Source organism: Candidatus Formimonas warabiya (genome assembly GCF_002777255.1).
Lineage (GTDB): Bacteria > Bacillota > Dehalobacteriia > Dehalobacteriales > Dehalobacteriaceae > Formimonas > Formimonas warabiya.
In genome coordinates this window covers 918,638-940,392 of record NZ_CP017634.1, presented here as the reverse complement: position 1 = coordinate 940,392, position 21,755 = coordinate 918,638, and the positions used below count along the sequence as shown (strand labels likewise).

Annotated in this window: 25 protein-coding genes; 1 reads left to right on the top strand and 24 read right to left on the bottom strand. The window is 44.9% G+C overall.

The genetic code is table 11. From position 1 onward, the window contains the following. Nucleotides 1-34: 34 nt before the first annotated feature. From DCMF_RS04335 to DCMF_RS04300, 8 genes are all read right to left on the bottom strand, one after another. Nucleotides 35-577 (bottom strand): beta/alpha barrel domain-containing protein, encoded by a 543-nt coding sequence (locus DCMF_RS04335; protein WP_148133283.1) that lies wholly within the window; start codon nt 575-577, stop codon nt 35-37. 8 nt (nt 578-585) lie between these two features. After that, nucleotides 586-948, bottom strand: a complete 363-nt coding sequence (gene aroH, locus DCMF_RS04330; RefSeq protein ID WP_148133282.1) for a chorismate mutase — start codon at nt 946-948, stop codon at nt 586-588. After that, the gene (locus DCMF_RS04325) at nt 948-1,373 is read right to left on the bottom strand and encodes a HutP family protein (protein ID WP_148133281.1); all 426 of its coding nucleotides are present in this window, start codon (nt 1,371-1,373) and stop codon (nt 948-950) included. Before DCMF_RS04325 ends, aroH begins: the two co-directional genes overlap by 1 nt. A 156-nt stretch (nt 1,374-1,529) precedes the next feature. Next, a complete protein-coding gene (locus DCMF_RS04320) occupies nt 1,530-2,030 on the bottom strand; it encodes a hypothetical protein (protein ID WP_148133280.1) in 501 nt (166 codons plus the stop codon). A 64-nt stretch (nt 2,031-2,094) separates the two neighbouring features. Beyond that, complete coding sequence (locus tag DCMF_RS04315; protein ID WP_148133279.1) at nt 2,095-3,333, bottom strand: BaiN/RdsA family NAD(P)/FAD-dependent oxidoreductase; 1,239 nt, start codon at nt 3,331-3,333, stop codon at nt 2,095-2,097. Beyond that, the gene (locus DCMF_RS04310; protein ID WP_148133278.1) at nt 3,330-4,106 is read right to left on the bottom strand and encodes a fumarylacetoacetate hydrolase family protein; all 777 of its coding nucleotides are present in this window, start codon (nt 4,104-4,106) and stop codon (nt 3,330-3,332) included. The genes DCMF_RS04315 and DCMF_RS04310 overlap by 4 nt, the downstream gene beginning before the upstream one ends. 21 nt (nt 4,107-4,127) lie before the next feature. Then, nucleotides 4,128-4,667, bottom strand: coding sequence for a cob(I)yrinic acid a,c-diamide adenosyltransferase (gene cobO / locus DCMF_RS04305; protein WP_148137733.1), 540 nt, complete (start codon nt 4,665-4,667; stop codon nt 4,128-4,130). A gap of 73 nt (nt 4,668-4,740) precedes the next feature. Continuing rightward, entirely contained in the window at nt 4,741-4,980 is a 240-nt protein-coding gene (locus DCMF_RS04300; protein WP_148133277.1) for a hypothetical protein, read from the bottom strand. A gap of 114 nt (nt 4,981-5,094) precedes the next feature. Here DCMF_RS04300 and DCMF_RS04295 point away from each other — a divergent pair, with 114 nt between their 5' ends. Then, nucleotides 5,095-5,580, top strand: coding sequence for a hypothetical protein (locus tag DCMF_RS04295; protein WP_148133276.1), 486 nt, complete (start codon nt 5,095-5,097; stop codon nt 5,578-5,580). A gap of 154 nt (nt 5,581-5,734) precedes the next feature. On the opposite strand, the gene DCMF_RS04290 is transcribed toward DCMF_RS04295, so the two are convergent. From DCMF_RS04290 to DCMF_RS04215, 16 genes are all read right to left on the bottom strand, one after another. Continuing rightward, nucleotides 5,735-6,505, bottom strand: coding sequence for a pseudouridine synthase (locus DCMF_RS04290; RefSeq protein ID WP_214659085.1), 771 nt, complete (start codon nt 6,503-6,505; stop codon nt 5,735-5,737). 111 nt (nt 6,506-6,616) lie between these two features. Further along, nucleotides 6,617-7,150, bottom strand: a complete 534-nt coding sequence (locus tag DCMF_RS04285) for a spore maturation protein (protein ID WP_214659376.1) — start codon at nt 7,148-7,150, stop codon at nt 6,617-6,619. 8 nt (nt 7,151-7,158) lie between these two features. Next, the gene (locus tag DCMF_RS04280; protein ID WP_148133273.1) at nt 7,159-7,752 is read right to left on the bottom strand and encodes a nucleoside recognition domain-containing protein; all 594 of its coding nucleotides are present in this window, start codon (nt 7,750-7,752) and stop codon (nt 7,159-7,161) included. A 101-nt stretch (nt 7,753-7,853) separates the two neighbouring features. Further along, nucleotides 7,854-8,984, bottom strand: coding sequence for a D-alanyl-D-alanine carboxypeptidase family protein (locus tag DCMF_RS04275; RefSeq protein WP_148133272.1), 1,131 nt, complete (start codon nt 8,982-8,984; stop codon nt 7,854-7,856). A 252-nt stretch (nt 8,985-9,236) separates the two neighbouring features. Next, on the bottom strand, nt 9,237-9,659 hold the full coding sequence (gene ytfJ, locus DCMF_RS04270; RefSeq protein ID WP_148133271.1) for a GerW family sporulation protein: 423 nt from the start codon (nt 9,657-9,659) through the stop codon (nt 9,237-9,239). Further along, nucleotides 9,656-10,315, bottom strand: a complete 660-nt coding sequence (locus DCMF_RS04265; protein ID WP_148133270.1) for a DUF2953 domain-containing protein — start codon at nt 10,313-10,315, stop codon at nt 9,656-9,658. The genes ytfJ and DCMF_RS04265 overlap by 4 nt, the downstream gene beginning before the upstream one ends. Before the next feature lie 141 nt (nt 10,316-10,456). Next, nucleotides 10,457-11,434, bottom strand: coding sequence for an amidase domain-containing protein (locus DCMF_RS04260; RefSeq protein WP_214659084.1), 978 nt, complete (start codon nt 11,432-11,434; stop codon nt 10,457-10,459). A 77-nt stretch (nt 11,435-11,511) separates the two neighbouring features. After that, nucleotides 11,512-12,075 carry an SMC-Scp complex subunit ScpB gene (gene scpB, locus DCMF_RS04255; protein WP_335582382.1) on the bottom strand — a complete coding sequence of 188 codons (564 nt, stop codon included), beginning with the start codon at nt 12,073-12,075 and terminating at the stop codon, nt 11,512-11,514. Nucleotides 12,076-12,102: 27 nt separating this feature from the next. Beyond that, nucleotides 12,103-12,831, bottom strand: a complete 729-nt coding sequence (locus DCMF_RS04250; RefSeq protein ID WP_148133269.1) for a segregation and condensation protein A — start codon at nt 12,829-12,831, stop codon at nt 12,103-12,105. Beyond that, nucleotides 12,831-13,817, bottom strand: coding sequence for a tryptophan--tRNA ligase (trpS, locus tag DCMF_RS04245; RefSeq protein ID WP_148133268.1), 987 nt, complete (start codon nt 13,815-13,817; stop codon nt 12,831-12,833). The genes DCMF_RS04250 and trpS overlap by 1 nt, the downstream gene beginning before the upstream one ends. 24 nt (nt 13,818-13,841) lie before the next feature. Then, entirely contained in the window at nt 13,842-14,477 is a 636-nt protein-coding gene (locus DCMF_RS04240) for a site-2 protease family protein (RefSeq protein WP_148133267.1), read from the bottom strand. After that, entirely contained in the window at nt 14,478-17,102 is a 2,625-nt protein-coding gene (locus tag DCMF_RS04235) for a CBS domain-containing protein (protein WP_214659083.1), read from the bottom strand. Nucleotides 17,103-17,255: 153 nt separating this feature from the next. Then, nucleotides 17,256-18,620 (bottom strand): TrpB-like pyridoxal phosphate-dependent enzyme, encoded by a 1,365-nt coding sequence (locus tag DCMF_RS04230; RefSeq protein ID WP_148133265.1) that lies wholly within the window; start codon nt 18,618-18,620, stop codon nt 17,256-17,258. A 97-nt stretch (nt 18,621-18,717) separates the two neighbouring features. Next, nucleotides 18,718-19,716 carry an acyl-CoA dehydratase activase gene (locus DCMF_RS04225; protein WP_214659082.1) on the bottom strand — a complete coding sequence of 333 codons (999 nt, stop codon included), beginning with the start codon at nt 19,714-19,716 and terminating at the stop codon, nt 18,718-18,720. Beyond that, entirely contained in the window at nt 19,716-20,813 is a 1,098-nt protein-coding gene (locus tag DCMF_RS04220; RefSeq protein WP_148133263.1) for an acyl-CoA dehydratase activase-related protein, read from the bottom strand. Before DCMF_RS04220 ends, DCMF_RS04225 begins: the two co-directional genes overlap by 1 nt. Then, nucleotides 20,813-21,754: an acyl-CoA dehydratase activase-related protein gene (locus tag DCMF_RS04215; RefSeq protein ID WP_148133262.1), complete on the bottom strand. Its 942-nt coding sequence runs from the start codon at nt 21,752-21,754 to the stop codon at nt 20,813-20,815. The genes DCMF_RS04220 and DCMF_RS04215 overlap by 1 nt, the downstream gene beginning before the upstream one ends. Nucleotide 21,755 lies beyond the last annotated feature (1 nt).

Sequence of the window (21,755 nt, the reverse complement as noted above, 5' to 3'; positions counted from 1 at the left end):
GTATGTCCCATTCATGGGAATAAACACAGTTTCGTTATGATAATTTCAACAGTTTTTCTATCGTTTCATCATTTAAATCGGACAAATCCAATTGAAGAGCAAAAGGTCGGCAGCTTTTTACCGCCGCACACCATTCTTTTTCAGAACGTAGTCCCGTGAGAATGCACAGTTTTTCCTGAAAAAGAGTAGGTTTTTCTTGAAATAAGGTGTGTGTTTTCCCATGTAAGACAATTCCTTCAACCGGATAGTCCGCAATAGAGGCAAATTCCTCTTCCTTAAAGGTCTTGAGCACATGCTCCTGGAAGCGTGCCACATCCTGAGGTTGCTCATTGCCAATAAAATGGAGGGTGTCCAGCCTGCAAAAGGTAATTAATTCTTGAATGGCATATCTTTTCTCATTCGCAAAAATTCCCACTCGGGAAACAAAAACCGGCAGTTTTAAAAAGATCTCCCGGGCCTTTTCCGGGTGGACATCTCTTTCCTGGTATCCCATTTTGATACCAATGGCTGCGGCACCCCATGCCACGGCCTTTCGGGCATCCTCCACACTGGTGATTCCGGTAAAATACAGGCGCATGTTTTCACCTACCCTACTAAATCAGGACGAAGCTTCACGGCTTCTTTCAGGTAAATGTGTTTGATTTCCTTCTGAGACTTTTCCGTATTAACATGAAGCATGATGCGGATAATCCCTTTCAAGGCTCCCGGCACGTCCATTTCCCAACCGCACATCATGGGGACGGTTTGCCAACCCATTTCCCGGGCAACCCGGGCGGGAAATTCCGCATTCAAATCCTTCGTTACCGTAAAAAAAGCACTGGCAATATCCTTCGAGCAGATCTCATTTTTTTCAATGATCATGCTGAGCAGTTCCCTGGTGGCCTGACTGATTTCTTCCCGGGAATTATTTTCCACAGATGTTGCTCCTCTTATCCCCCGTACTGGCATTATCTTCCCTCCGATACCGCTCGATGAGCCAAGCCCACGGCTACCTCATCCAAATGAATCATGCCGATGCCAAAAAATACCGCCACACTCACATGATCATGCTGCCGGGCAATGCCTATTTTGCCGCCGATATTTAAGCCGATGCTCTTCGGCATGATTTGAGATAAGGCTTCATGGGTTGCTCCTGCCACAGCGCCTTCATCGGAATGGGTATCTTTGATGACTCCTTCTCTTTTGGCGGCTACCACAGCACGTTCAATCACCTTTGATACCGATGACAGAAATTCTCCCCCATAATCTACTGCAGCAGTTCGAATACCCTGGTCCTGATAAACTTTTTTTAAATCCTTTTCCTCTTCCCGGCTTTCCGTTAACGCCATTTTAATGGCCGCTGATGCTACTTTTTTGCTTCCAGATGAAGTCAAGGCCCTTTGCCTCCTTTCGCCATCAAACCAATATTTTATTTTAAGGAGAAAATAATAAAAAAACACTCCAGGTAGGAGTGTAATATTCAACCATTATATCACCATCCTTCCATCCTACAATCCTATTATAAGAAGAGATGGCCAAAATAGCAATACTTATTTAAACTTTACTTTTCCCAAGGACGTCACGGAGCGGTAGGTCTGGATCACTTGATGAAGCGTCGGTTCCCCAATAGAATCGGACACGCCGATGATTTCAAACTTTAATCGTCGGTCATAAAAAGAACCGTCGATTTCAATCAAATCATCCGGGTACACCTTGATGGTTACCTGTTTGTTTCTGAAATCAGCAACCTCTGTGCCGTTGATCAAAATTCTTGCTTTGGCTAAAGAAGAAAAATCAGCAAGTTCCACGGTCAAGTAAGCAAAAACCGTCGATTCGGATTCCATCACCCGTGCGGAAGGGTTGGACCACTCTTGCAAGGGTTGACCCTCTAAACGTTCGGCCCAGCTTAAATAAAACCGCATGGAATCACTGGTAAGCATGGATTGAACAACTACTAAAGCAACAAAACCTACAATGATCACTCTGAGGAGTATCTTTTCTCCTTTGTCGACGATGATCCACAGTTTTTCTTCCCAGCTCCGTTTATTCAAAGTAATCACTCCCGCCTATCTTAAACAACGTTTATCGTTATAAGATATGCGATGGACAACTGTTTTATTCGGCTGCTGCCTTGCCTGCGGCAAAACCGGTAGAAAAAGCGGCTTGCAGGTTGTAGCCTCCGGTAAACCCGTCAATATCCAAAACCTCTCCGGCAAAGAATAAACCTTTCACCCGTTTTGACTCCATGGTTTTGGGGTTGATTTCTTTTACACTAACCCCTCCGGAGGTGACAATAGCTTCCGCTAAAGGCCGGGGCTTTTTAATCGTCACGGTAAATTCTTTTAATCCCTTGATGATCTGCCCCCTTTCTTCCTTCGTAATTTGATGGACAAACTTATCCCCCGAAATGGGCAATAATTGCACAAAAACAGGAATCAGGGACTTGGGGAGCAAGTCGGTGAAAGAATTTGCCAGATACTTTCGGGAATACTTTTGGAAATCCCTTTGCAAGCGCTGATCCAGTTGTTCAAAGGACAACGCCGGCTTTAAGTCGATGATCACTTGAACCGGTGACCGGGGATGCTGATCTAAGGATGCCGTAATCACTTTGCTTAAAGACAAAATTACCGGCCCGGAAACCCCAAAATGGGTAAAGAGCATTTCCCCAAATTCGCTGGATAGAATTTTCCCGTCGGCCCAGGCCGTGACTTTCACATTTTTTAAGGTCAAACCTTGAAGTTCTTTTACCCAGGGCTCTACCGTTTCCAGGGGAACCAAGGAAGGTTTCAGAGGAACAATAGTATGGCCGGCTTGCCGGGCCATTTGATATCCGTCTCCGGTAGAACCGGTGCCGGGATAGGATGCCCCCCCGGTGGCGACAATCACGGCATCGGCAGAAAAAAAACCGTGGGCCGTATCAACCCCTTTCATCACCCCTTGGGAAATAGCCAAGCTTTCTACTGTCAGATGATATTTGCAGGATACGCCAATTTTTTGCAAATAAGTTTTTAAAGCCTCCACCACATCAGCAGACCGGTCGGATACCGGGAATACCCGGTCCCCTCTTTCCACCTTCGTCGGCACGCCTAAACGGTGAAAAAAGTCCATGGTATCTTGATTGGATAAAAGGGAAAAAGCACTGTAAAGAAAGGGGCCGTTACCGGGAATATTGGCGATAAAATCATCCAGTGTTCCCGCATTGGTGATATTGCACCTTCCTTTTCCTGTAATAAGCATTTTTTTCCCCAACCGGTTGTTTTTTTCCATCAGGGTTACCCGTGCGCCCATTTCCCGGGCCTTCACTGCTGCGAATATTCCGGAAGCCCCACCTCCTACGACAATGACATTTTTCACTGGGTTCTCTCCTTTTGTTTTGCCACCGTATTTCTTAATTCCCCAATCCCCGTGATTGACACAGAAACCCGATCCCCCGGTTCCATGGAAGAAATTCCGGAAGGTGTGCCGGTAATAATTACGTCTCCGGGCAACAGCGTCATCACTTGGCTTAAGTAGCTGACCAAAAAAGGCACCCCCCAGATCAGGTTCCGGGTATTGGATGACTGCTTCACCATGCCGTTATGGATACACTGAATATCTAAATTGTCCCAGCCCAGATCGGAAACAATCACTGGGCCCAAAGGCATAAAAGTGTCAAATGATTTCGAGACCGTCCATTGTCCTTCTTTGGGCTGCAGGTTTCTCGCGGTAATATCATTCCCGCAGGTATACCCCAAGACAAATTCCAAGGCTTTGTCCTCAGCCACGTACCGGGCTTTCTTTTTGATCACTACAGCCAATTCCGCTTCAAAATCCAAACGTTTAACAAAAGAAGAAGGATAAATAATATTTTCTTCCGGGCCTATCACTGTGGTGGGGGGCTTCATAAAAATGACCGGCCACTTAGGAATGGTCAGGCCGACTTCTGCGGCATGGTCGGAATAATTCAGGCCCACACACAGGATTTTGCTTGGCTCACATGGGGCAAGAAGTTTTACCTCATCTAAACGGTATGCAGCTTCGCTTTCCGTGAAATCATGATAAATGGAACCTTGGACTGGATGGACAATATCATTTTTCAATATGCCATAAGACCATTTATTTTCTACCTCAAAACGCACAAATTTCATTTTTCTGATCTCTCCTCGCCCTTAATACTCGATACCCTTCCGGCTGTTAATTCCCTGGTGAAAGGGATGTTTAATCTCTTTCATTTCTGTGACCAGGTGGGCCCTTTCCAGAATTTCTTCGGGGGCATTCCGTCCAGTCAGAACAATTTCCACCTGCTCCGGCTTCTTATCAAGAAGGCTGATCACTTCTTGAATTGTGAGCAGTTGAAAGTAAAGGGCATTGTTAATTTCATCCAAAATTAAAATATCGGTATCCGGTGACAGCATTACCTTCTCAGCATGCGCTAAGGCTTTATGGGCGAGCGCAATATCCTCCTCCGTTACCCCTCTTCGATGGACAAAACCCTCTTTTCCATAAGAGTATATTTCTATTTCGGGGGCTAAACGTTTAAAGCTGGTGATTTCCCCGTAAAATGATCCGGTTTTCATGAATTGAATAATCACTACCTTAAATCCATGCCCGGCCGCCCGAAGAGCCAATCCAAATGAGGCAGTGCTTTTACCTTTGGCATTGCCTGTATAAACCTGGATGAGGCCTTTTTCTAGTTTTTCTTTCTCCATCATGATCCCCTCCCCCTAAAATATTCTAGATGATATTTTTACTTCCTTTTATCTGATAAAATTTTGCCGAAAATTAGGGCCAAATAATATCGGTAGAACCACATGCGGAACAGGTATCGAAATATCTTTCCGGATGAGCAAAAGCCTGCTCAGAGTTTTCCAAAGTTGTGCCCATGTTTTCCAGGTAATTCACCTCCTCTCCGGAGAAATTGCCCACAAGTGCCGAAACAGCGCCATTTACCCAAGGAGTAGTATTGGGCAGCCGGCTGCTGCCAAAATTAGAAGTATTTCCGCATCTTAAACATTGCGGCATGGATGTCACCACCTTTTTTTCATATTGTTTGCCGTAATATTGAATATTAAACAAAAGATTATCTCATGATATTACCAACAGCACGGCAAAAAAAAATGATCGGAGATGAGAAAGATGAGTATGCACCGGGCGGTAACGGCAGTATTTTTTAATTATACCCATGGGGCAAAAGCCCTCAAAGAAATTGAAACAAAAAGGCTGGCAAACAGTGAAATTTCTCTTGTACGGAAAATAAGCGGAGATTTTGCCGCGGAGACCGCAGAAGAATTAAACCCTTTAGCGGATCTAAAATGGGTATTAATTGGGGCTGGTACCATAGATATCCCCGACTTTGGAAAGATCAGCGCCGGCGGTCCTCTGGCAGGACTTCTCCAGCGGGAACCGGAAAACGGTATTTCCCGCGCCTTAATGCACTATGGGTTATCCGAGGAGAGAGCCGACTTTTATACAGACCAGGTGGACCAAGGAAAAACACTGGTCCTCATTGAAACTAATCAGGATAAAGTAAATCAAGTAGCAAATATCCTCACGGAACAAGGAGGAGAATTTGTGGAAAAATGGGGCAAAAACCTGGGTAAACCCTTATACCCCCATCATTGAAGCAAGTTTTAGAACTGCTAATACAGCGTGAGAACTGCTAATGCATGACTTAATTGGCGTTGGACTCCCACCCTAGGGAGAATTACGCCAATTAAGTCAGGTGAAAAAAGCGCAAGGCGCTTTTTCATGATTTTTAAAAAAGTAAGGAGTTTGTCTATAGGGTCTTCCCGGACTCCGGTAACCGGGACCCGGGTACCGGCCCTTTAGGCTTGCTCAGGCTTTTTAATCTCTCCACTTCCTGTTTGGTTAAATATCTCCATTCTCCCGGTTTCATTTTCCCCAAATCCAAAAAACCAAAGGCGATCCGTTTAAGCCAAATCACCGGATGGCCTACTGCGGTAAACATACGCCTTACTTGACGGTTTTTCCCTTCATGAATGGTAATATCAATTAAAGCATGATCTCCGTCTGTCTTTTTTATTTTTACTTGGGCAGGGGCGGTTTTCCCATCGTCCAGCTCAATTCCTGTTGCCAGTTTCTTTAAGCTGACACTGTGGGGAATCCCCTTTACCATGGCCCGATAAGTCTTTTCTACTTCCCGGCTAGGGTGGATCAGTTCATGGGTCAGTTGACCGTCATTGGTTAAAATCAATAGTCCGGAAGTATCATAATCCAGTCTTCCTACCGGATAAACCCGCTCCTTTATTCCGCTGATTAGATCCAGCACAGTACGTCTTTTTTGCGGGTCGTGCACGGTAGAAACATACCCGGCAGGTTTGAACAAAAGTATGTAGATCAGTTTTTCCATTTCCGTGATTTTTTTCCCATCTACTTCGATGACATTTTGTTCAGGATCAGCTTTCACACCTAATTCTGTGACCACCCGGCCGTCTATCTTTACTTTTCCCGAAAGTATCAATTCCTCACAGGCTCTCCGGGAAGCCACACCGGCATGGGCAAGAATTTTTTGCAGTCTTTCTTCCACAATGCCACCTCACTTCTATATGCTTTGGGAAAATTATAACAATAAAAAATAAAACAGGCAACTTTGCCTGCTGTCGTCTCACTGAAACCTAACATGGAATCTGTTTTTATATTATCCTCCAAAGTACAGGTGACAAATAATCACCGAAGCAATAAAGCTGGTAACATCAGCAATGAGTCCTACCGCAACTGCATAACGAAATTTTCGGATACCCACAGAGCCGAAGTAGACGGTTAAAACGTAAAAAGTAGTGTCTGTACTCCCTTGCATGGTGGAAGCCAAACGACCAATAAAGGAATCCGGGCCATATTGATGGATTAATTCCGCCGTAATTCCTAATGCCCCGCTCCCCGATAATGGCCGCATCACTGCCAGCGGCAAAACCTCACCCGGTATCCCTAATAAAGCGGTTAAAGGGTGCAAAAATCCCACCAAATAATCCATCGCTCCTGAAGCCCGAAAAACACTAATCGCAATGAGCATTCCCACAAGGTAAGGCAAAATCTTTACTGCTGTGGTAATTCCTTCTTGAGCCCCTTCCACAAAAACTTCATACACACTTACTTTTTTCAGGTGGGCATAGAGCGGAATGATGAATAAAAGAGCAGGAATCGCCCAACGGGATATTTGAGTAAGGGCGTACATCATGTCGGTCACCTCTTGTGGTTACGGTAATACTTATTCCGGAGATAATGGTCGGAAATCATAGCAAGCACTGTCCCGCAGGCGGTGGCCACAATGGTTGTTCCGACGATTTCCACAGGATTTGCGGAACCTTCTTTTACCCGGAGGCTGATGACCATGGCAGGAATCAAAGTAATACAAGAGGTATTTAAGGCCAAAAAAGTAATCATGGCGTCGGAGGCCTCATCTTTGTTCCTATTCAACTGCTGAAGCTGACTCATCGCCTTCAGCCCAAAGGGAGTGGCGGCATTTCCCAATCCTAAAACATTTGCGCTTAGATTCATAATAATGGAGCCTAATGCCGGACTGTCTTTCGGAATGCTGGGGAATAACAATATTGCTAAGGGACGGATAAATTTAGCCAAAAGTTGGACCAAACCGGATTTTTCCGCTAACTTTAACAACCCCAGCCACAAAGTCATGATGCCAATGATTTCAATAGAGATTTCCACGCCGGTTTTCGCTGCATGGAATGCCGCTTCTGTTACCACTTCGATCCGTCCGTTTATTCCTGCCACCAGTATTCCTGCCAGCAATAGGATTAACCAAATAATATTGACCAAAATTATTTGTCCTTTCCCAACATACTGATGTTGCATTCTTATGAGGACAAATTATAAAATATACCAAGCAAAAAAGCCCTTGGAAGGGCTTTTTTCGGGGTCTAAGCTAAAAACAAATCAAAGGCACTGATAAATTTATACCACAAATAAGCAAAAAACGATTTCTGGTTTACGCTATCTCCTGCAATTAGTTCTGTGGTGACGGTCATGTCCTTATTGATTTGAATCACCACAGCACCTAATCTTTGACCTGCTTTTACAGGCGCTTTAATACTGTCCGGAAGGTAAATCTTTGGGTGCACCTGATCGATTTCGCTGTCTCTTAAGGCAACGGAAACAGGGGATTTTGTGAAGACCCGGATCTGTTCTGTTTTTCCTCCCTCAACCATAATATCTTTAATCAACTGACGAGATCCATAAAAATTTTTCTTTTGGTAATTCTGAAAGCCGTAATCCAATAGGGCCGATACCTCATCATACATGCCATTTGAATGTAAAACAACGGCAATTAACTGCATGCCGTCCCGGGTTGCCGACCCCACCAAACAGTTTCCGGCTTGTTTGGTATAGCCGTTTTTAACCCCGTCTGCCCCTTCATATGTTTTCAACAATTTATTGGCATTATAGACTACTCTAGAGTAATCATGGCCCGGCCAGGACAGAAGATGTCGGTTTGTGACGATAATATCCTGAAATTCCTTATGCTTTAGGGCTTCCCGAGCAATCATGGCTAAATCATAGGCAGATGTATAATGATCATCATTATGTAATCCGTGGGGATTGGTATAATGGGTATTTTTTAATCCTAATTCTCTCACACGTTCGTTCATCATGGCGACGAATTTTTCTTCCGAGCCCGCTATGCCGATTGCGATGGCCTCCGCGGCGTCGTTTGCTGATTTTAAAAGTAAAGCATACATGAGATCTTCTAAGGTTTGGACTTCTCCGGGCTCCAGATAAATATTGGATTCTCCCGGGTTTACAAAATTATCGGGTACCCGGATTCTTTTGGTAAGTTTGGCTTGTTCTAAAGCTATAAGAGCGGTGGTAATTTTGGTTGTACTCGCTTGAGGTAAACTCTCATGGGCGTTTTTTTCAAATAATACGCGGCCGGAACTGGCATCTATCAATATGGCTGATTTAGCGCTCAACTCCAGTGCGGCAAATGCTACGCCGGAAATCCCCCAATAAAAAGTAAACAAGGTAAGTAAAAAAATGAAAAAACGTTTCAAGTTGTCACCTCCGCAAAATACAACCAAATAATACCAAATTATTTTTGCCAAAATAAAAAAGACAATCTTGTTTATTCAAGATCACCTTAAGAAATTCCTTCCCCCAAAATACGGAAAATAACGAAAAAAGCGCTCAAAAAAAGCGCTTTATTGGATAATCAATGAAATTTTTTATACCGGGAGAAAGAATTTTCTCCTGGCCTCCGGTTAACCGGTAGCCGGATCCCGAAAAAAGTCTTTCAGGATTTTTCATTACATACTACCGTTACTCATGTGATTGCTGCCATAATTTTTTCCTTTTTGAAACATAGACTGAATTTGATTCAGAACCTGTGGTGCTACATCAATCAACCGATCCACTACCATGTTACCATCTACCGGAAGCAGTCGAACCTGATTCTGACCCACTACCAAAAATCCCATGGGCTGAACGGAAACTCCCGCACCACTGCCCCCGCCGAAAGGTAATTTCCCCGGCTGGTTTTTTTCCTCCGGGGGATGAACATCATATTCGCCTCCCCCCGCCGCAAAACCGCATGAAACACGGGATACAGGAATGATTACCGTTCCGTCCGGGGTTTCCACGGGGTCTCCTACCACTGTATTGACATCAACCATTTCCTTGATACTTTCCATGGCAGTTTTCATTAAGGCTTCAATGGGATGGTCACTCAAAATTTATCACCACCTTTTCTCTTGAAAATGTATAGGGCTTTGATTCCACCAATGATAATATGACCGCAACGCACATCAAATATACAGCGCACATTTGAGGCGGCGATTTGCTTCTGGAAATTGGGAATTACCCCTATGGCAGGGGGCCGGGTAAATTTCTTTACGTAATGATAAAACCAGGCAAAAGCCATTGGCTTTACAGACCATAGTATTCCTGTTAGCATACCTGTATTTGCCGCTTCATTGGTACCGATTTCCGTGAACCAGGAAAACTCCCGCACCGTTATTTTACTGAGAAGCCATTTGCTAAGTATTCTATATTCCCTTGTATTTTCCATGATTACCGGCAGATAGGCCATAATTTTTTTCATGTTCGTTAAATTTAAGTCCAAGATTTTTTCTTCCTCCCATAAGTGGCGGCCTTTTTCTCCTTCTACATGGGCAATCATTTTTATCGCCGGCCAAATCGCCCCGGAAGAAATTTTAATAAAGGGGATTTCTGCCGTGATACCCCAAATCCCGGGTATTAACTGCCAGGTAACACTGATAAAATCATTTTTACCTTCTTTACAAAAATGAATTCTAAACCGTAGGGGAATCCAACTAATGGTAACAACAGCCCCTAAAAGCACGAAAAATAAAATGACAAATTTCACCTGTCTCACCCCTGGTAAGAAACCCCATCCTATCTATGATTACAATATTTTTCCTCTTTCTCCCTTAAAGTATTCCGCGCAGCAAAAAAAGCGTAAGTATTTACGCTTTTGAATGAAAGAGTTGGCAACCTTCTTGGGCTTTCAGGACAGGATTCGCCAAAAAAGGTACTTGGTTTTTTCTGTCCAGGCTAGAGAATCCTGATAATCCCAATAGCGATTTTGACTGTTATTGGTATGGGCATTCACCAGCGGCTGTCCGTCTCCATTCAAGCCAACCACAACGGTATTATGCTGCCAAACACCGTCACCGTCCCAGTCATAGCAGATGACATCGCCGGGAAGTAACAGCTGTGCTGAATCCGCGGGTTCAGCGCGCAAGGTACCTTTGCCTGATGCCAAATACCAGCGGAGACTATGGGCTACCGTCCAACTATAACTCCACTTATCCTCCGGTGTGCCGCTTCCTGAATACCACCACCCGGTATTGGCTTTGCCCGTATAGGTCATGGGGATGCCTCCGGCATACAATACCTGGGAAACATAATTCGTGCAATCTACAGAGAAGGAATGAAAGCTGGGATTATAATTATTCCACCATTTTTGCGCGTACCGTACTGCGGCTGCCCGATCATATTTTTGACCCCGAAAGACATTTGTCCCGGTATTTCGGGGCTGCCCTGGGTAACGAAGATTTTTGTCCACGGGCCGGGGAATCGTGGCAACACCGGCTTCCAACCGGTAGAAATCAGTTTTTATCAGCCATTGCCCTTGATATTCTAAAGTTAGCTCGTGAAAATTCTGCTGGCGCTCATACCGTAAACGGCCGAATTCAATTAATCCCCAGGTAATGATTTCGTTAACGTTCATTTTGATCACATTGCCGGACCGGATCACTCGACCGGGATAAACTTGGGTGACATGGCCGATATATTTAGCATTTCTGGCGGATGCGGATCTTTGCTTGGCGGAAAGAACCTTTTTTTCTTTTTCCAAAGACTTTTGCGCGGCAGAATCACCGGAATAAAGCCTTTCCAAATGCACCAGATTGCCGGTCAAAAGAACACTGTTCTTCCAGTTAAATAATTCCTGAACAACGGGTAACATGTTTTCTCTTTGCACCGTAATACCCCCCGCATCATGTATTAACAATATATGCATGGGCAGTTTGTCAAGATGCAAAGAAAAACTTTATCATCTCACGATTCGTTTGATATTTCTTCTTCGGAAGAGGGAGACGAGAGATGATCCGGGTTAGGTAATTCTTCCACTGATTTAAGTCCAAAATAATTTAAAAACTGAACCGTGGTCCCATATAAAATGGGTCGTCCGGGACCGTTTTTTCTTCCCACATCATGGACTAAATTTTTTTCTAATAAAGTACTCAGCACGCCGTCAATTTTTACCCCCCGGATCTCTTCAACTTCCACCCGGGTGATAGGCTGTTTGTACGCAATGATGGCTAGAGTTTCCAGAGCCGCCTTCGATAAGAGATTTGCCTTGGGACGGTAAAACTTTTCAATGATCGGAGCAAATTCAGGGCGGGTACAAAATTGCCAGCCCCCTGCAATTTCCACCAGTTCAAACCCTCTTCCCTGATAATACTGCTGTAATTCCTGGAGGAGAATGGTCACGGTCTCCTGATCGGCTCCCGTAACCTCCGTTAATTTTTCTATGGACAGGGGTTCTCCTGCTAAAAATAATAAGCATTCCATTCCGGATCTGGTTTCCTCGCTAAAAAGTATCCCCATTTCAGCCACCACTCCGTTTCCCTCACATGATTATTTTTCTCAGCCGGTAAAAATCATAATATCCCCACCATTGACGGGCTGGCTGACTTTAATGGATTGCATCCGGATTAGTTCTAAAAGGGCCAAAAATTGCACCACAATTTCCACCCGGGAAACAGGAAAAGAGAACAGTCCGAAAAAAGAGATCCCTTGGGGTGATAAAAGAAGAAGAGCGGTAATATCATCCATCTTTTTCTTAATCGTGATCTCTTCCCGGGGAATTTCTTTGATCACATCTTCCTGAGCCGTTTTTATCAAAACAATTTCTAAAGCAGCTACGAGATCTTCCAGGGTAACCCCTTCTAAAGGGTTCTGATCCAGAAAGGCGGAAAGAAAAGCCTCTTCTTCATTGGGCCGAAAATAAATTTGTCCCTGCAGTTCTTCCCGCTCCTGCAGATAATCCGCGAGCTGTTTAAATTTTTTGTATTCCAGCAGCCTTTCCACCAATTCGTTTCTAGGATCCGCCGCCCCTTCACCCGGGTCATCCGGAACACCTGGAGATTTCGGAAGCAGCATTTTGGCTTTTATGGCTAGCAAGGTAGCGGCCATCACCAAAAATTCGCTGGCAATTTCTAAATCCAAATTTTTCATCTCATCCAGATAGGCCAGATATTGCCGGGTGATCTCCGCAATTGGAATATCATAAATATCTACTTCATTTTTTTCAATTAAATGAAGCAATAAGTCGAAAGGGCCTTCAAATACTGCTAATTTGATTTGGTATTTCATCAAATTCTCATAGCTTCCCTCACAAGTTCCATCGTTTGAGAAGCTTTCTCCCGGGCTTTTTGGGCGCCATTTTGCAATATTTCCTCCACCATCTCCGGATGGGCGGCCAATTCCGCCCGCTTTTCCCGGATCGGGGCAATAAACTGGTCTAATTTTGCTGCTAATTGTTTCTTACAGGCCACACAGCCGATTTGTCCGGTGGTACAGCGGGCACAGATATCAGGCACTTCATGCTCATTATAAAAAGTGTGATAGGTATGAACGGTGCATATTTCCGGGTGACCCAAGTCTGTTTTTCGAATGCGGGCAGGATCTGTCACCATTTGGGAGACTTTTTCATGAATTTCCTCGGTACTGGCATTGAGGGCAATATCATTTCCGTAACTTTTGCTCATTTTGCGGTTATCAATTCCCGGCAAAAGCTTTACTTTCGCCAAAATAGCTTGGGGATCGGTCATAATACCGGTTTGATAAATATTATTGAAGCGCCGGGCAATCTCCCTGGTCAGTTCTAAATGGGGCAACTGGTCTTCCCCCACAGGTACTGCCGTGGCCCGGTATACAAGGATATCGGCGGCCATCAATAAAGGATAGCCCAAAAATCCATAGGTAGAGATATCTTTACCGACCTGACCGAACTGGTTAATTTGCTCTTTATAGGTAGGTACTCTTTCCAACCAGGAAACAGGAGTAATCATGGATAAAAGAAGATGTAATTCCCCATGCTCTTTCACATCCGATTGCACAAGCACCGCACTCTCTTCCGGATCGATGCCCACGCTTAACCAGTCAAAGGCCATTTCCCTAATATTTTCTTTTAATTCTGTGGTGTCTTCAAATCCCGTAGTCAAGGCATGCCAATCTACAATGCCATAATAGCATTCATATTCTTTTTGCAGTCTCACCCAGTTCTCCAGCACGCTTAAATGTCCCAAATGAAGTTTGCCTGTAGGTCTCATCCCACTAAAAATGACGCCTTTTTTCATCTTTTTCGCTCCTTGATTTCTTTATTAATATGAATAAGGAATTCCTGTGGCAGTAAATATGATCATCGCTAAAAATTTGACGATGGGACCAAAAATATTCTGAGATAGTCCTGTTACGATCAATAGCATTAAGATTAAGGGGCCATACTGTTCCATGCGGTAAATAAAATTTGCCGATTCTCTGGGCAAAATTCCCGCCAATATTTTGGATCCATCCAAGGGGGGAACCGGAATTAAGTTAAAGGCAGCGAGAATCAAATTGATTTGAACCAGATCGGAAAGAAACTTGAGCATGATGTCGTTGATTGGAATGGTCTGCCGCAACGCCAGTCCCAGCAACAGAGCTCCTAAATAGGCCAAAACCACGTTCATAAATGGTCCGGCCAGGGATACAATCATCATGCCCCGTCTTTTATCTCCTTCAAAATAGTAGGGATTTACCTGAACCGGTTTTGCCCATCCGAAATGAGCAAACAAGAGCAGCAGTGTGCCTAAAGGATCCAAATGTGCTACCGGATTGAGGGTAAGTCTGCCCTGATCCTTGGGGGTCGGATCCCCTAACCGGTAGGCCACAAAACCATGGGCAAATTCGTGAAAGGTGATCCCGATTAGGATCGCCGGAATATAAATGAGAAAATCTAGTAAATTTCCAAACGGCATTTAATCTCCTCTTTCTCTTTGAATTAATGCTTTCACATAGGTCATTTCATCCGCACGGGAAATTAAATTTCCATCTAAACGTTCTTTCCTTACCCGGTCCAATAATTGCTTCATTCTGGGTCCCGGCTTTACACCTAAGCATTTTAGATCTTCCCCGGAAATATGCATAAACAAGTTTTTTTTCGCCTCAAGATAATTTCGGATCACCTTTCTCTGCCGGCAATCGCTGACCAGGATCAGATAGACGATCGCTTCCGCCGGTAAGTCGCCGATCAGGCTGAATACCCCGCTGGGGGACAAGGAATTTGTCGCCAACTCCTGAAAAATACGCTCCTTGTTCCAAGAAATTTTTTCTAATGCGCTCCGATATAACTTGGACCAGGAAAATTTTTCGTTTAAGGTTCTAATTTGCATTTCCGAGCAATGATGGCATAACACCAATAAAATCACCAGGTTTAAGTCAAGAGGGGCCAGATATTCTTTGACCCAACTCCATGTGGGGGGAATCTCTTTTAAAAGCTTGATCACTTCTTCCGAGATTGTCCATTCCGGAAAAATTCGTTCCCATAAGCCCATTTCCTTTAAATTTTCTAAGATCAGGGCAAAGTTCTCTTCATGTAATATTAACATAAATTCCTCTTTGAGCCGGGAAAAAGACACTTTTTCCATCAGACCTTGTTCCAGGGCTTGAAGAGCAAATTTTTTGGTTTCGGGTTCCATCCTGAAGCCATATCTGTGCACAAACCGGATTCCCCGCATGATCCGGGTAGGATCCTCCACAAAGCTAAGATTATATAAAACTTTGATAATTCCTTGCTCCAGGTCCGATTTTCCACAAAAAAAATCAACCAAATGTCCCCTGGTATCCTGATTAAGGCCTACCGCCATGGCATTAATGGTAAAATCCCTCCGGTACAAGTCCTGTTTCAAGGACCCTGTCTCCACAACGGGTAAAGCCGCCGGGAACTCATAATACTCCGTCCTTGCCGTGGCCACATCGACTTTCAGCCCATCGGGCAAATATAATGTGGCTGTGGAAAACTTCTCATGTAAGGATATTTTGGCCCGAAAAGTTTCTGCCAAAACCCGGGCAAAGGATAAGCCGTCTCCTTCCACCACCACGTCCAAATCGACGTTAGGAATTCCTAATAAAAGGTCCCGGACCAGCCCCCCAACCAGGTATACGCGCACACATTCCCTGTCCCCATAGGATCCGATTTGTTCAATGAGGTAAAAAACAGGGGACGGCAGCACTGCCCTCATTTTTTCCCATAAGTTATCCTCCTCATGCACAGAACAGGATGAAAAATCATGCGATTGAAAAGGGTGCGGCACAGAAGCGCCGTGAATCACCCTCAGGACATCGGTACGGGAAATAATACCTAGTAACCGGTCTTGTTCCAGCACCGGAAGCCGGCCAATATCCTTTTCGATCATTAATTGTTCAATTTGGGATAAAGGTGTATCCGGTTCAATACTTTTTACGTTTCGGGACATAAAGCCTTTCACCGGAGCATGCCCCAGCCCGTGGTATTGGGCCTTTTCCACATCTCTCCGGGAGATAATCCCTACCATTTTTTCCCCGTCTATCACGGGAAATCCGGTATGGCCATAGCGGACCATAATTTTTCCCGCCTCATGAATGGACTGATTGAGAGAAATAGTTTTCACAGGAACAGACATAATATCTCTTGCTCTAATTTCCGGTTTAATATTTTCCTGCAGAATTTCCTGTAATTTACCTAATACCTGGGCTAAGTCCTGGTCCTTTACCGTCGCAGCCGCCGCTTTTTCATGCCCGGCACCGCCAAAATATTTCAGAATCCCGCCCACAGAGACGGTGTCCAAATTACTTCTTCCCACCATATGAATGCGGTCATCCATTTTTACGAGGGTAAAAACCACCTGGCTATCAAATATTTCTCCCAGCTTATGGGTTAATGAATCCAGGCCTCCTACGTATTCCGGGAAGAAGCAGGAAGCAATGTGGACTTTGATGCCGTGAAAGGAAGATACTTTTGTTTCCTTTAGTAAGATATTAAATAAGTCCTGCTGCTCTTCGGAGAGGGGCCGCTCCATATAGTTTCTCACGACTTTAAGATTCGCTCCTTGCTCTAATAACCAGGCAGCAGCTTTCACATCCCGCACGGTGGTACTGGCAAAAGAAAGGGAGCCTGTATCTTCATAGATACCTAAGGCAAAAGCAGTGGCCTCAAAAGAATTAATGCCGACTTCGTTCTTTATTAAATGTTCCACAAGGATGGTCGTGGTGGCTCCCACGGTTTCAGATTCCATGAAATGAGCTTGAAGGTCATCTTTTGTGTCCGGATGGTGATCAAAGATGATTACTTCAACGGATGGTTGCCCCGCAATATCCTGGAAATGACCAATTCTTTTTGCGTTTTTTGTATCTACTACAATCAATCTGTCTATTTTCGTTAAATCCAGCAGACGGGGATTCTTGATATCGATGGAATCCTTATACAAAGCCATGAATTCTTGGACGTTTCTCTTTGGCTTGCCGGTAAAAACCATCACAGCCTTGGCATAAAGTTTTTGCGCCGCTATCATGGAAGCCAAGCCATCAAAATCCACATTATTATGTGAAACAATCAGTTCCATCATAATCTCCCTTTTCGGCATTATTTGTTAATTATATCAAAAGAAACAGGGAGCGTCCACTTGAAAGGGGAAGAAAGACGCTGCGTAAAAAAAGAAAGCGCCTAAGCGCTTCCCTTATGATATCAAAATATTCCTCCGAAAAAGCGCAAAGCGCTTTTATTTAATGGATGGTAATTTCTTTAATGACTCCTGGACAGAAGCGGAACTATATGCAATGTCTTCCAATTTGCCTCCTAAATAAGCATCATAGGAGGCAAAGTCAAAATACCCGTGGCCGCTCAACGAAAAGAGGATGGTCCGCTCTTCTCCCGCTTCTTTTGCCGCCAAGGCTTCGGCAAATGCCCCTTTCACGGCGTGGGCACTTTCCGGTGCCGGGACAATTCCTTCCGTGCGGGCAAAAGTAACTGCGGCTTCAAAGACCTCATTCTGGGTATAGGCAACTGTTTCAATCGTGCCGTCATGATAAAGCTGGCTTACCAGGGGGGAAGCCCCATGATATCTTAATCCTCCGGCATGAATACCGGGAGGCATAAAATCGTGTCCTAAGGTATACATTTTCAGAATCGGTGTTAATTTGGCAGTATCTCCAAAATCATAGGCAAACACGCCTTTCGTTAAGGTAGGGCAAGCGGCCGGTTCAACTGCTACTGCCCGAATTTTTCTACCGCCAAATTTATCAGCCAGAAAAGGGAAAGAAATGCCGGAAAAGTTGCTTCCCCCGCCACAGCAGCCAATGACCACATCCGGGTATTCGTCCACTTTTTCCAATTGTTTTTTCGATTCCAGGCCAATTACGGTCTGATGAAGAATCACGTGATTCAGCACGCTGCCCAAAGCATAATTGGTATCATCCCGGGACGCCGCATCCTCAACGGCTTCACTGATGGCAAGTCCCAGACTGCCTAAGGAGTCAGGATCTTCCTCTAAAGCCCTTCTGCCTGCCTCAGTGAGATTACTGGGGCTTGCGGCGACTTGTGCGCCAAAGAGTTCCATGAAAGAACGCCGGTAAGGTTTTTGATGGTAGCTTACTTTTACCATATAAACCATACATTCCAGTCCGAAGAAACTGCACGCCAGGCTTAAAGCGCTGCCCCATTGTCCGGCCCCGGTTTCCGTGGCCAATCGTTTTATGCCTGCTTGCTTATTATAATAGGCTTGAGGGATAGAGGTATTAAGTTTGTGGCTACCCGTCGGATTGGTGCCCTCATATTTATAGAATATTTTGGCCGGGGTATCCAGAGCTTTCTCTAAACGGTAAGCACGCATGAGAGGAGCAGGTCTCCATAAACGATAAAGCTCCTGGACTTCATCAGGGATTTCCACAAATCGTTCTTGCGTGACTTCCTGTTTAATTAACTCCATAGGGAAAATAGCTTGCAGAGCCTCAGGACCAAGGGGCTCCAGGGTGCCGGGATTAATACCGGGTGCAGGCAGGTTAGGCATGTCGGCCATGATGTTATACCATTGGGTAGGCATTTCCTCAGCGGATAAAATTACTTTAGGATCTCTCAGCTTACTCATCTCAACTCTCCTTTATAAATTGTGATTTAAAATTGCACCAATTTTAACAGAAAAAATAAAAAAATTCAACTATTAGGTTGAACTTTTTTATTTAGCATTATTGCGCTTCCAAAAGCTCCTCTTGTAGGGATGCGGATCGGGAGTTGCCCATCCCGGACCACTTTCCGCACCGGTCTCCCCAGCGGGCTAAAACATCCTTTTCTCCCAGGATGGAGACAATTTCACAATGATTCGGGCATCCTTTACATTCGACGCTTTTAGCGGAAAAATTCCCGTCAACTGCTTCAAAACCGCGAAAATTGGTCACTTTTTTACCGCTTACTTCTTCTCTGGCCAAAATGGCTGCTCCTAAAGCCCCCATCACGTGATAATTTTCAGGTACAATGATCTCTTTTTTTAATGCTTTGCTAAAAGCATCCCGCATTCCTATATTCGCCGCCACGCCTCCCTGAAAGACAACAGGGCCCAGAAGCTGCTTCCCTTTTCCTAAATTATTTAAAAAGTTGCGCACCAAGGCTTCGCAAAGACCTGCGACGATATCTTCTAACGCATAACCGGTTTGCTGCTTGTGAATCATATCTGATTCGGCAAATACAGCACATCGGCCGGCGATCCGTACGGGAAGAGTTGCCTTTTGAGAAAGCTGGCCGAACTCTTCAATGGGAATCCCTAATCTTGCCGCCTGCTGATCCAGAAAGGACCCGGTCCCTGCAGCACAAACCGTGTTCATGGCAAAATCGGTCACCACTCCCTCGCGCAGAATAATCAGTTTGGAGTCCTGACCCCCTATTTCCAGTACAGTACGTACTCCCGGTACTACAGAAGAGGCGGCTACGGCATGAGCGGTAATTTCATTTTTTATGGAATCCGCCCCCACAATTACCGCAGCCAGGTACCTGGCGCTTCCGGTGGTACCCACGCCGATGATGTCCAGGTCCGGGTATTGGTTTATGGCCATATGGAGGCATTTTTTCACACTGACAATGGGTTGCCCTTGGGTTCGAATATAAATGGCCTGCAGAATGTCGCCTGAATGGTTCATCACCACTAAATTGGTACTTACTGATCCTACATCGATTCCTAGATATGCTTTCACTATGCGTTCTCCTTTTTTTCAAAATCTGTTTTCCGGTATAAAAGATCCACGAATGCTTCCAATCGGGTACGCATGCCCGCTTCCCCGGATTGCTCATCAAAATAAATAGTCATGACAGGGATAGATTCTTTTTCACTAACTACGGGCAAAATCGATTGGGCCACAATTTCCGGCATACAAGTGAGCGGGGCTAATTGAATCGCTCCATGGTAGCCCTCCTGGGCATACCTTACTGTGCTCCCTACGGTTTCCTGGCCGTGTCCTCCCACAAAATGGCGCAAATAGGGCGGAGCTAGCTTGGCCGCCTCTTTCATGCTTCGGATTCTGGCCAAACCCATAAATAAGTGATCGTTTACCCATTCGCTTAAATAAATGGATCGACTCACTTCCACATCCAGTCTTCCTAAATGCTTTTCGATATCCAGGTTCACAAAAGGCTCCAGAATGGTATATATTTCTCCGATAATAGCTATCTTTAATACCTTTTTATTTTGATCCAGGAGAATTTGGTCCAACTCTCTGAGCGTATTCTTCTGCACCGCTTGGACATCCTGAAAGGTTTTTGCCTGGTCTATTTCATTTAAAGCCCGGAGATAGATGGTATCTGCCTCTCCTTTGACGCATTCCCGGGCCCGTATTTTCTGCACCTTTTGTTCCACCACATCGATAGCTCTTGCCTTTACCCAGCCAAAACGGATGGCTTTCACCACCTGCCAAAGGGGTTTATTATTGGACAAATATTTAATTTTTTTAATCAGCTCACTAAAATGAGTATCCGGAGGTTCGACTACAATGATTTCATAATGCAATCCGATGTCCTGGAGAATTTCTCGTTGCACCTGGGCGTAATAACCAAACCGGCAAGGTCCAACCCCTCCGGACATGACGATGGTATCTGCGCCCAGTTCCGCAGCCTCAATAAAATTTCCCATATTCACTTTAAGCGGCAAACAGGCAAACTCTGGAGAATGCTCAATGCCTAAGCGTAAAGTCTTCTTCGTGATGGGAGGCGGCACCACCACATCAACACCTAAAGACTCAAAAACTGCCTTCCCAACAATATGCAAATTGCCCATATGGGGAAACGTCACTTTCATCAGCTTACCCTCCGTTTAATCATATCCATAAAAGCCTCCAGGCGGGTCACCATGCCTGCCTCCCCGCTATGTTCATCGATGGTTAAAAACATAAAGGGTTTTTTCTTTGCCCTGGTGGCCCATCGTTCCAATAATTCTCCCACCATGGAATCGGGACCACACCCAAAGGAGGCAAGAAAGATGATCCCTTTTATTTCAGGTGCGCTCAGATAATACAAACCGCTGCCCACCAATTGTTTGCCAAAAGTCCAAAACATTTTTTTGGGCAATTTTTGAGCAAACCGGTCTACAATCTCCGGTGCCACCATTTCCTTTGTGTGTACATCAGCGCCTAAATCGCGTAATTTCTGAATCAGGCCCAAATTAATATAAGAATCATACACATTATATCCATGTCCCAGCACGGCAATCGGATAGCCTCCCACCAAGCAACAAAACCCGGACGGCAGGTGGCCGGCGTGCAGATACTCCTCATATCTCTTTTGGGCTGCTTCTGCCTTTTCCCATGCTCTTTTCCCCTGGGGTACAGGGACTTGAATGATGGTGCAGATATCTTTGATCACCTGGTCTATGTGGCCGTCTTTATTCCTCAGGTTCACTGTAACGTCGATGAAAGGAGGCGGGTTCACACAATAGGCCCGGAGCATATCCGGCAACCCTAAAAGCTTCGGGCACATGTATTCTTTTCGGGCCACACTAACCATTCTGGGCAGAAAAAGATAATCTACCTGGTCCGCTAATTCCAAAACATGTCCGTAAAAAACTTTCACCGGTAAACAGGCTTCATCGACTGCCGATGTAATGCCCATCTGCATAATTTTTTTGTTTGTATCCGGAGATACCTTGATATCAAAGCCTAACTCCAGAAAAAATGTTGTCCACAGCGTGTGGTAATAATGATAGAGAAGGCCTTTCGGTATTCCCACAGTTCTTTGTGTCATT

What these genes read in the sequence shown, in the direction of transcription:
- DCMF_RS04335 (WP_148133283.1), bottom strand. Translation starts at nt 577, where the DNA reads ATGCGCCTGTATTTTACCGGAATCACCAGTGTGGAGGATGCCCGAAAG.
- aroH (WP_148133282.1), bottom strand. Translation starts at nt 948, where the DNA reads ATGCCAGTACGGGGGATAAGAGGAGCAACATCTGTGGAAAATAATTCC.
- DCMF_RS04310 (WP_148133278.1), bottom strand. Translation starts at nt 4,106, where the DNA reads ATGAAATTTGTGCGTTTTGAGGTAGAAAATAAATGGTCTTATGGCATA.
- cobO (WP_148137733.1), bottom strand. Translation starts at nt 4,667, where the DNA reads ATGGAGAAAGAAAAACTAGAAAAAGGCCTCATCCAGGTTTATACAGGC.
- DCMF_RS04300 (WP_148133277.1), bottom strand. Translation starts at nt 4,980, where the DNA reads ATGCCGCAATGTTTAAGATGCGGAAATACTTCTAATTTTGGCAGCAGC.
- DCMF_RS04295 (WP_148133276.1), top strand. Translation starts at nt 5,095, where the DNA reads ATGAGTATGCACCGGGCGGTAACGGCAGTATTTTTTAATTATACCCAT.
- DCMF_RS04285 (WP_214659376.1), bottom strand. Translation starts at nt 7,150, where the DNA reads ATGTACGCCCTTACTCAAATATCCCGTTGGGCGATTCCTGCTCTTTTA.
- DCMF_RS04250 (WP_148133269.1), bottom strand. Translation starts at nt 12,831, where the DNA reads ATGAAATACCAAATCAAATTAGCAGTATTTGAAGGCCCTTTCGACTTA.
- trpS (WP_148133268.1), bottom strand. Translation starts at nt 13,817, where the DNA reads ATGAAAAAAGGCGTCATTTTTAGTGGGATGAGACCTACAGGCAAACTT.
- DCMF_RS04240 (WP_148133267.1), bottom strand. Translation starts at nt 14,477, where the DNA reads ATGCCGTTTGGAAATTTACTAGATTTTCTCATTTATATTCCGGCGATC.
- DCMF_RS04235 (WP_214659083.1), bottom strand. Translation starts at nt 17,102, where the DNA reads ATGATGGAACTGATTGTTTCACATAATAATGTGGATTTTGATGGCTTG.
- DCMF_RS04230 (WP_148133265.1), bottom strand. Translation starts at nt 18,620, where the DNA reads ATGAGTAAGCTGAGAGATCCTAAAGTAATTTTATCCGCTGAGGAAATG.
- DCMF_RS04220 (WP_148133263.1), bottom strand. Translation starts at nt 20,813, where the DNA reads ATGAAAGTGACGTTTCCCCATATGGGCAATTTGCATATTGTTGGGAAG.
- DCMF_RS04215 (WP_148133262.1), bottom strand. Translation starts at nt 21,754, where the DNA reads ATGACACAAAGAACTGTGGGAATACCGAAAGGCCTTCTCTATCATTAT.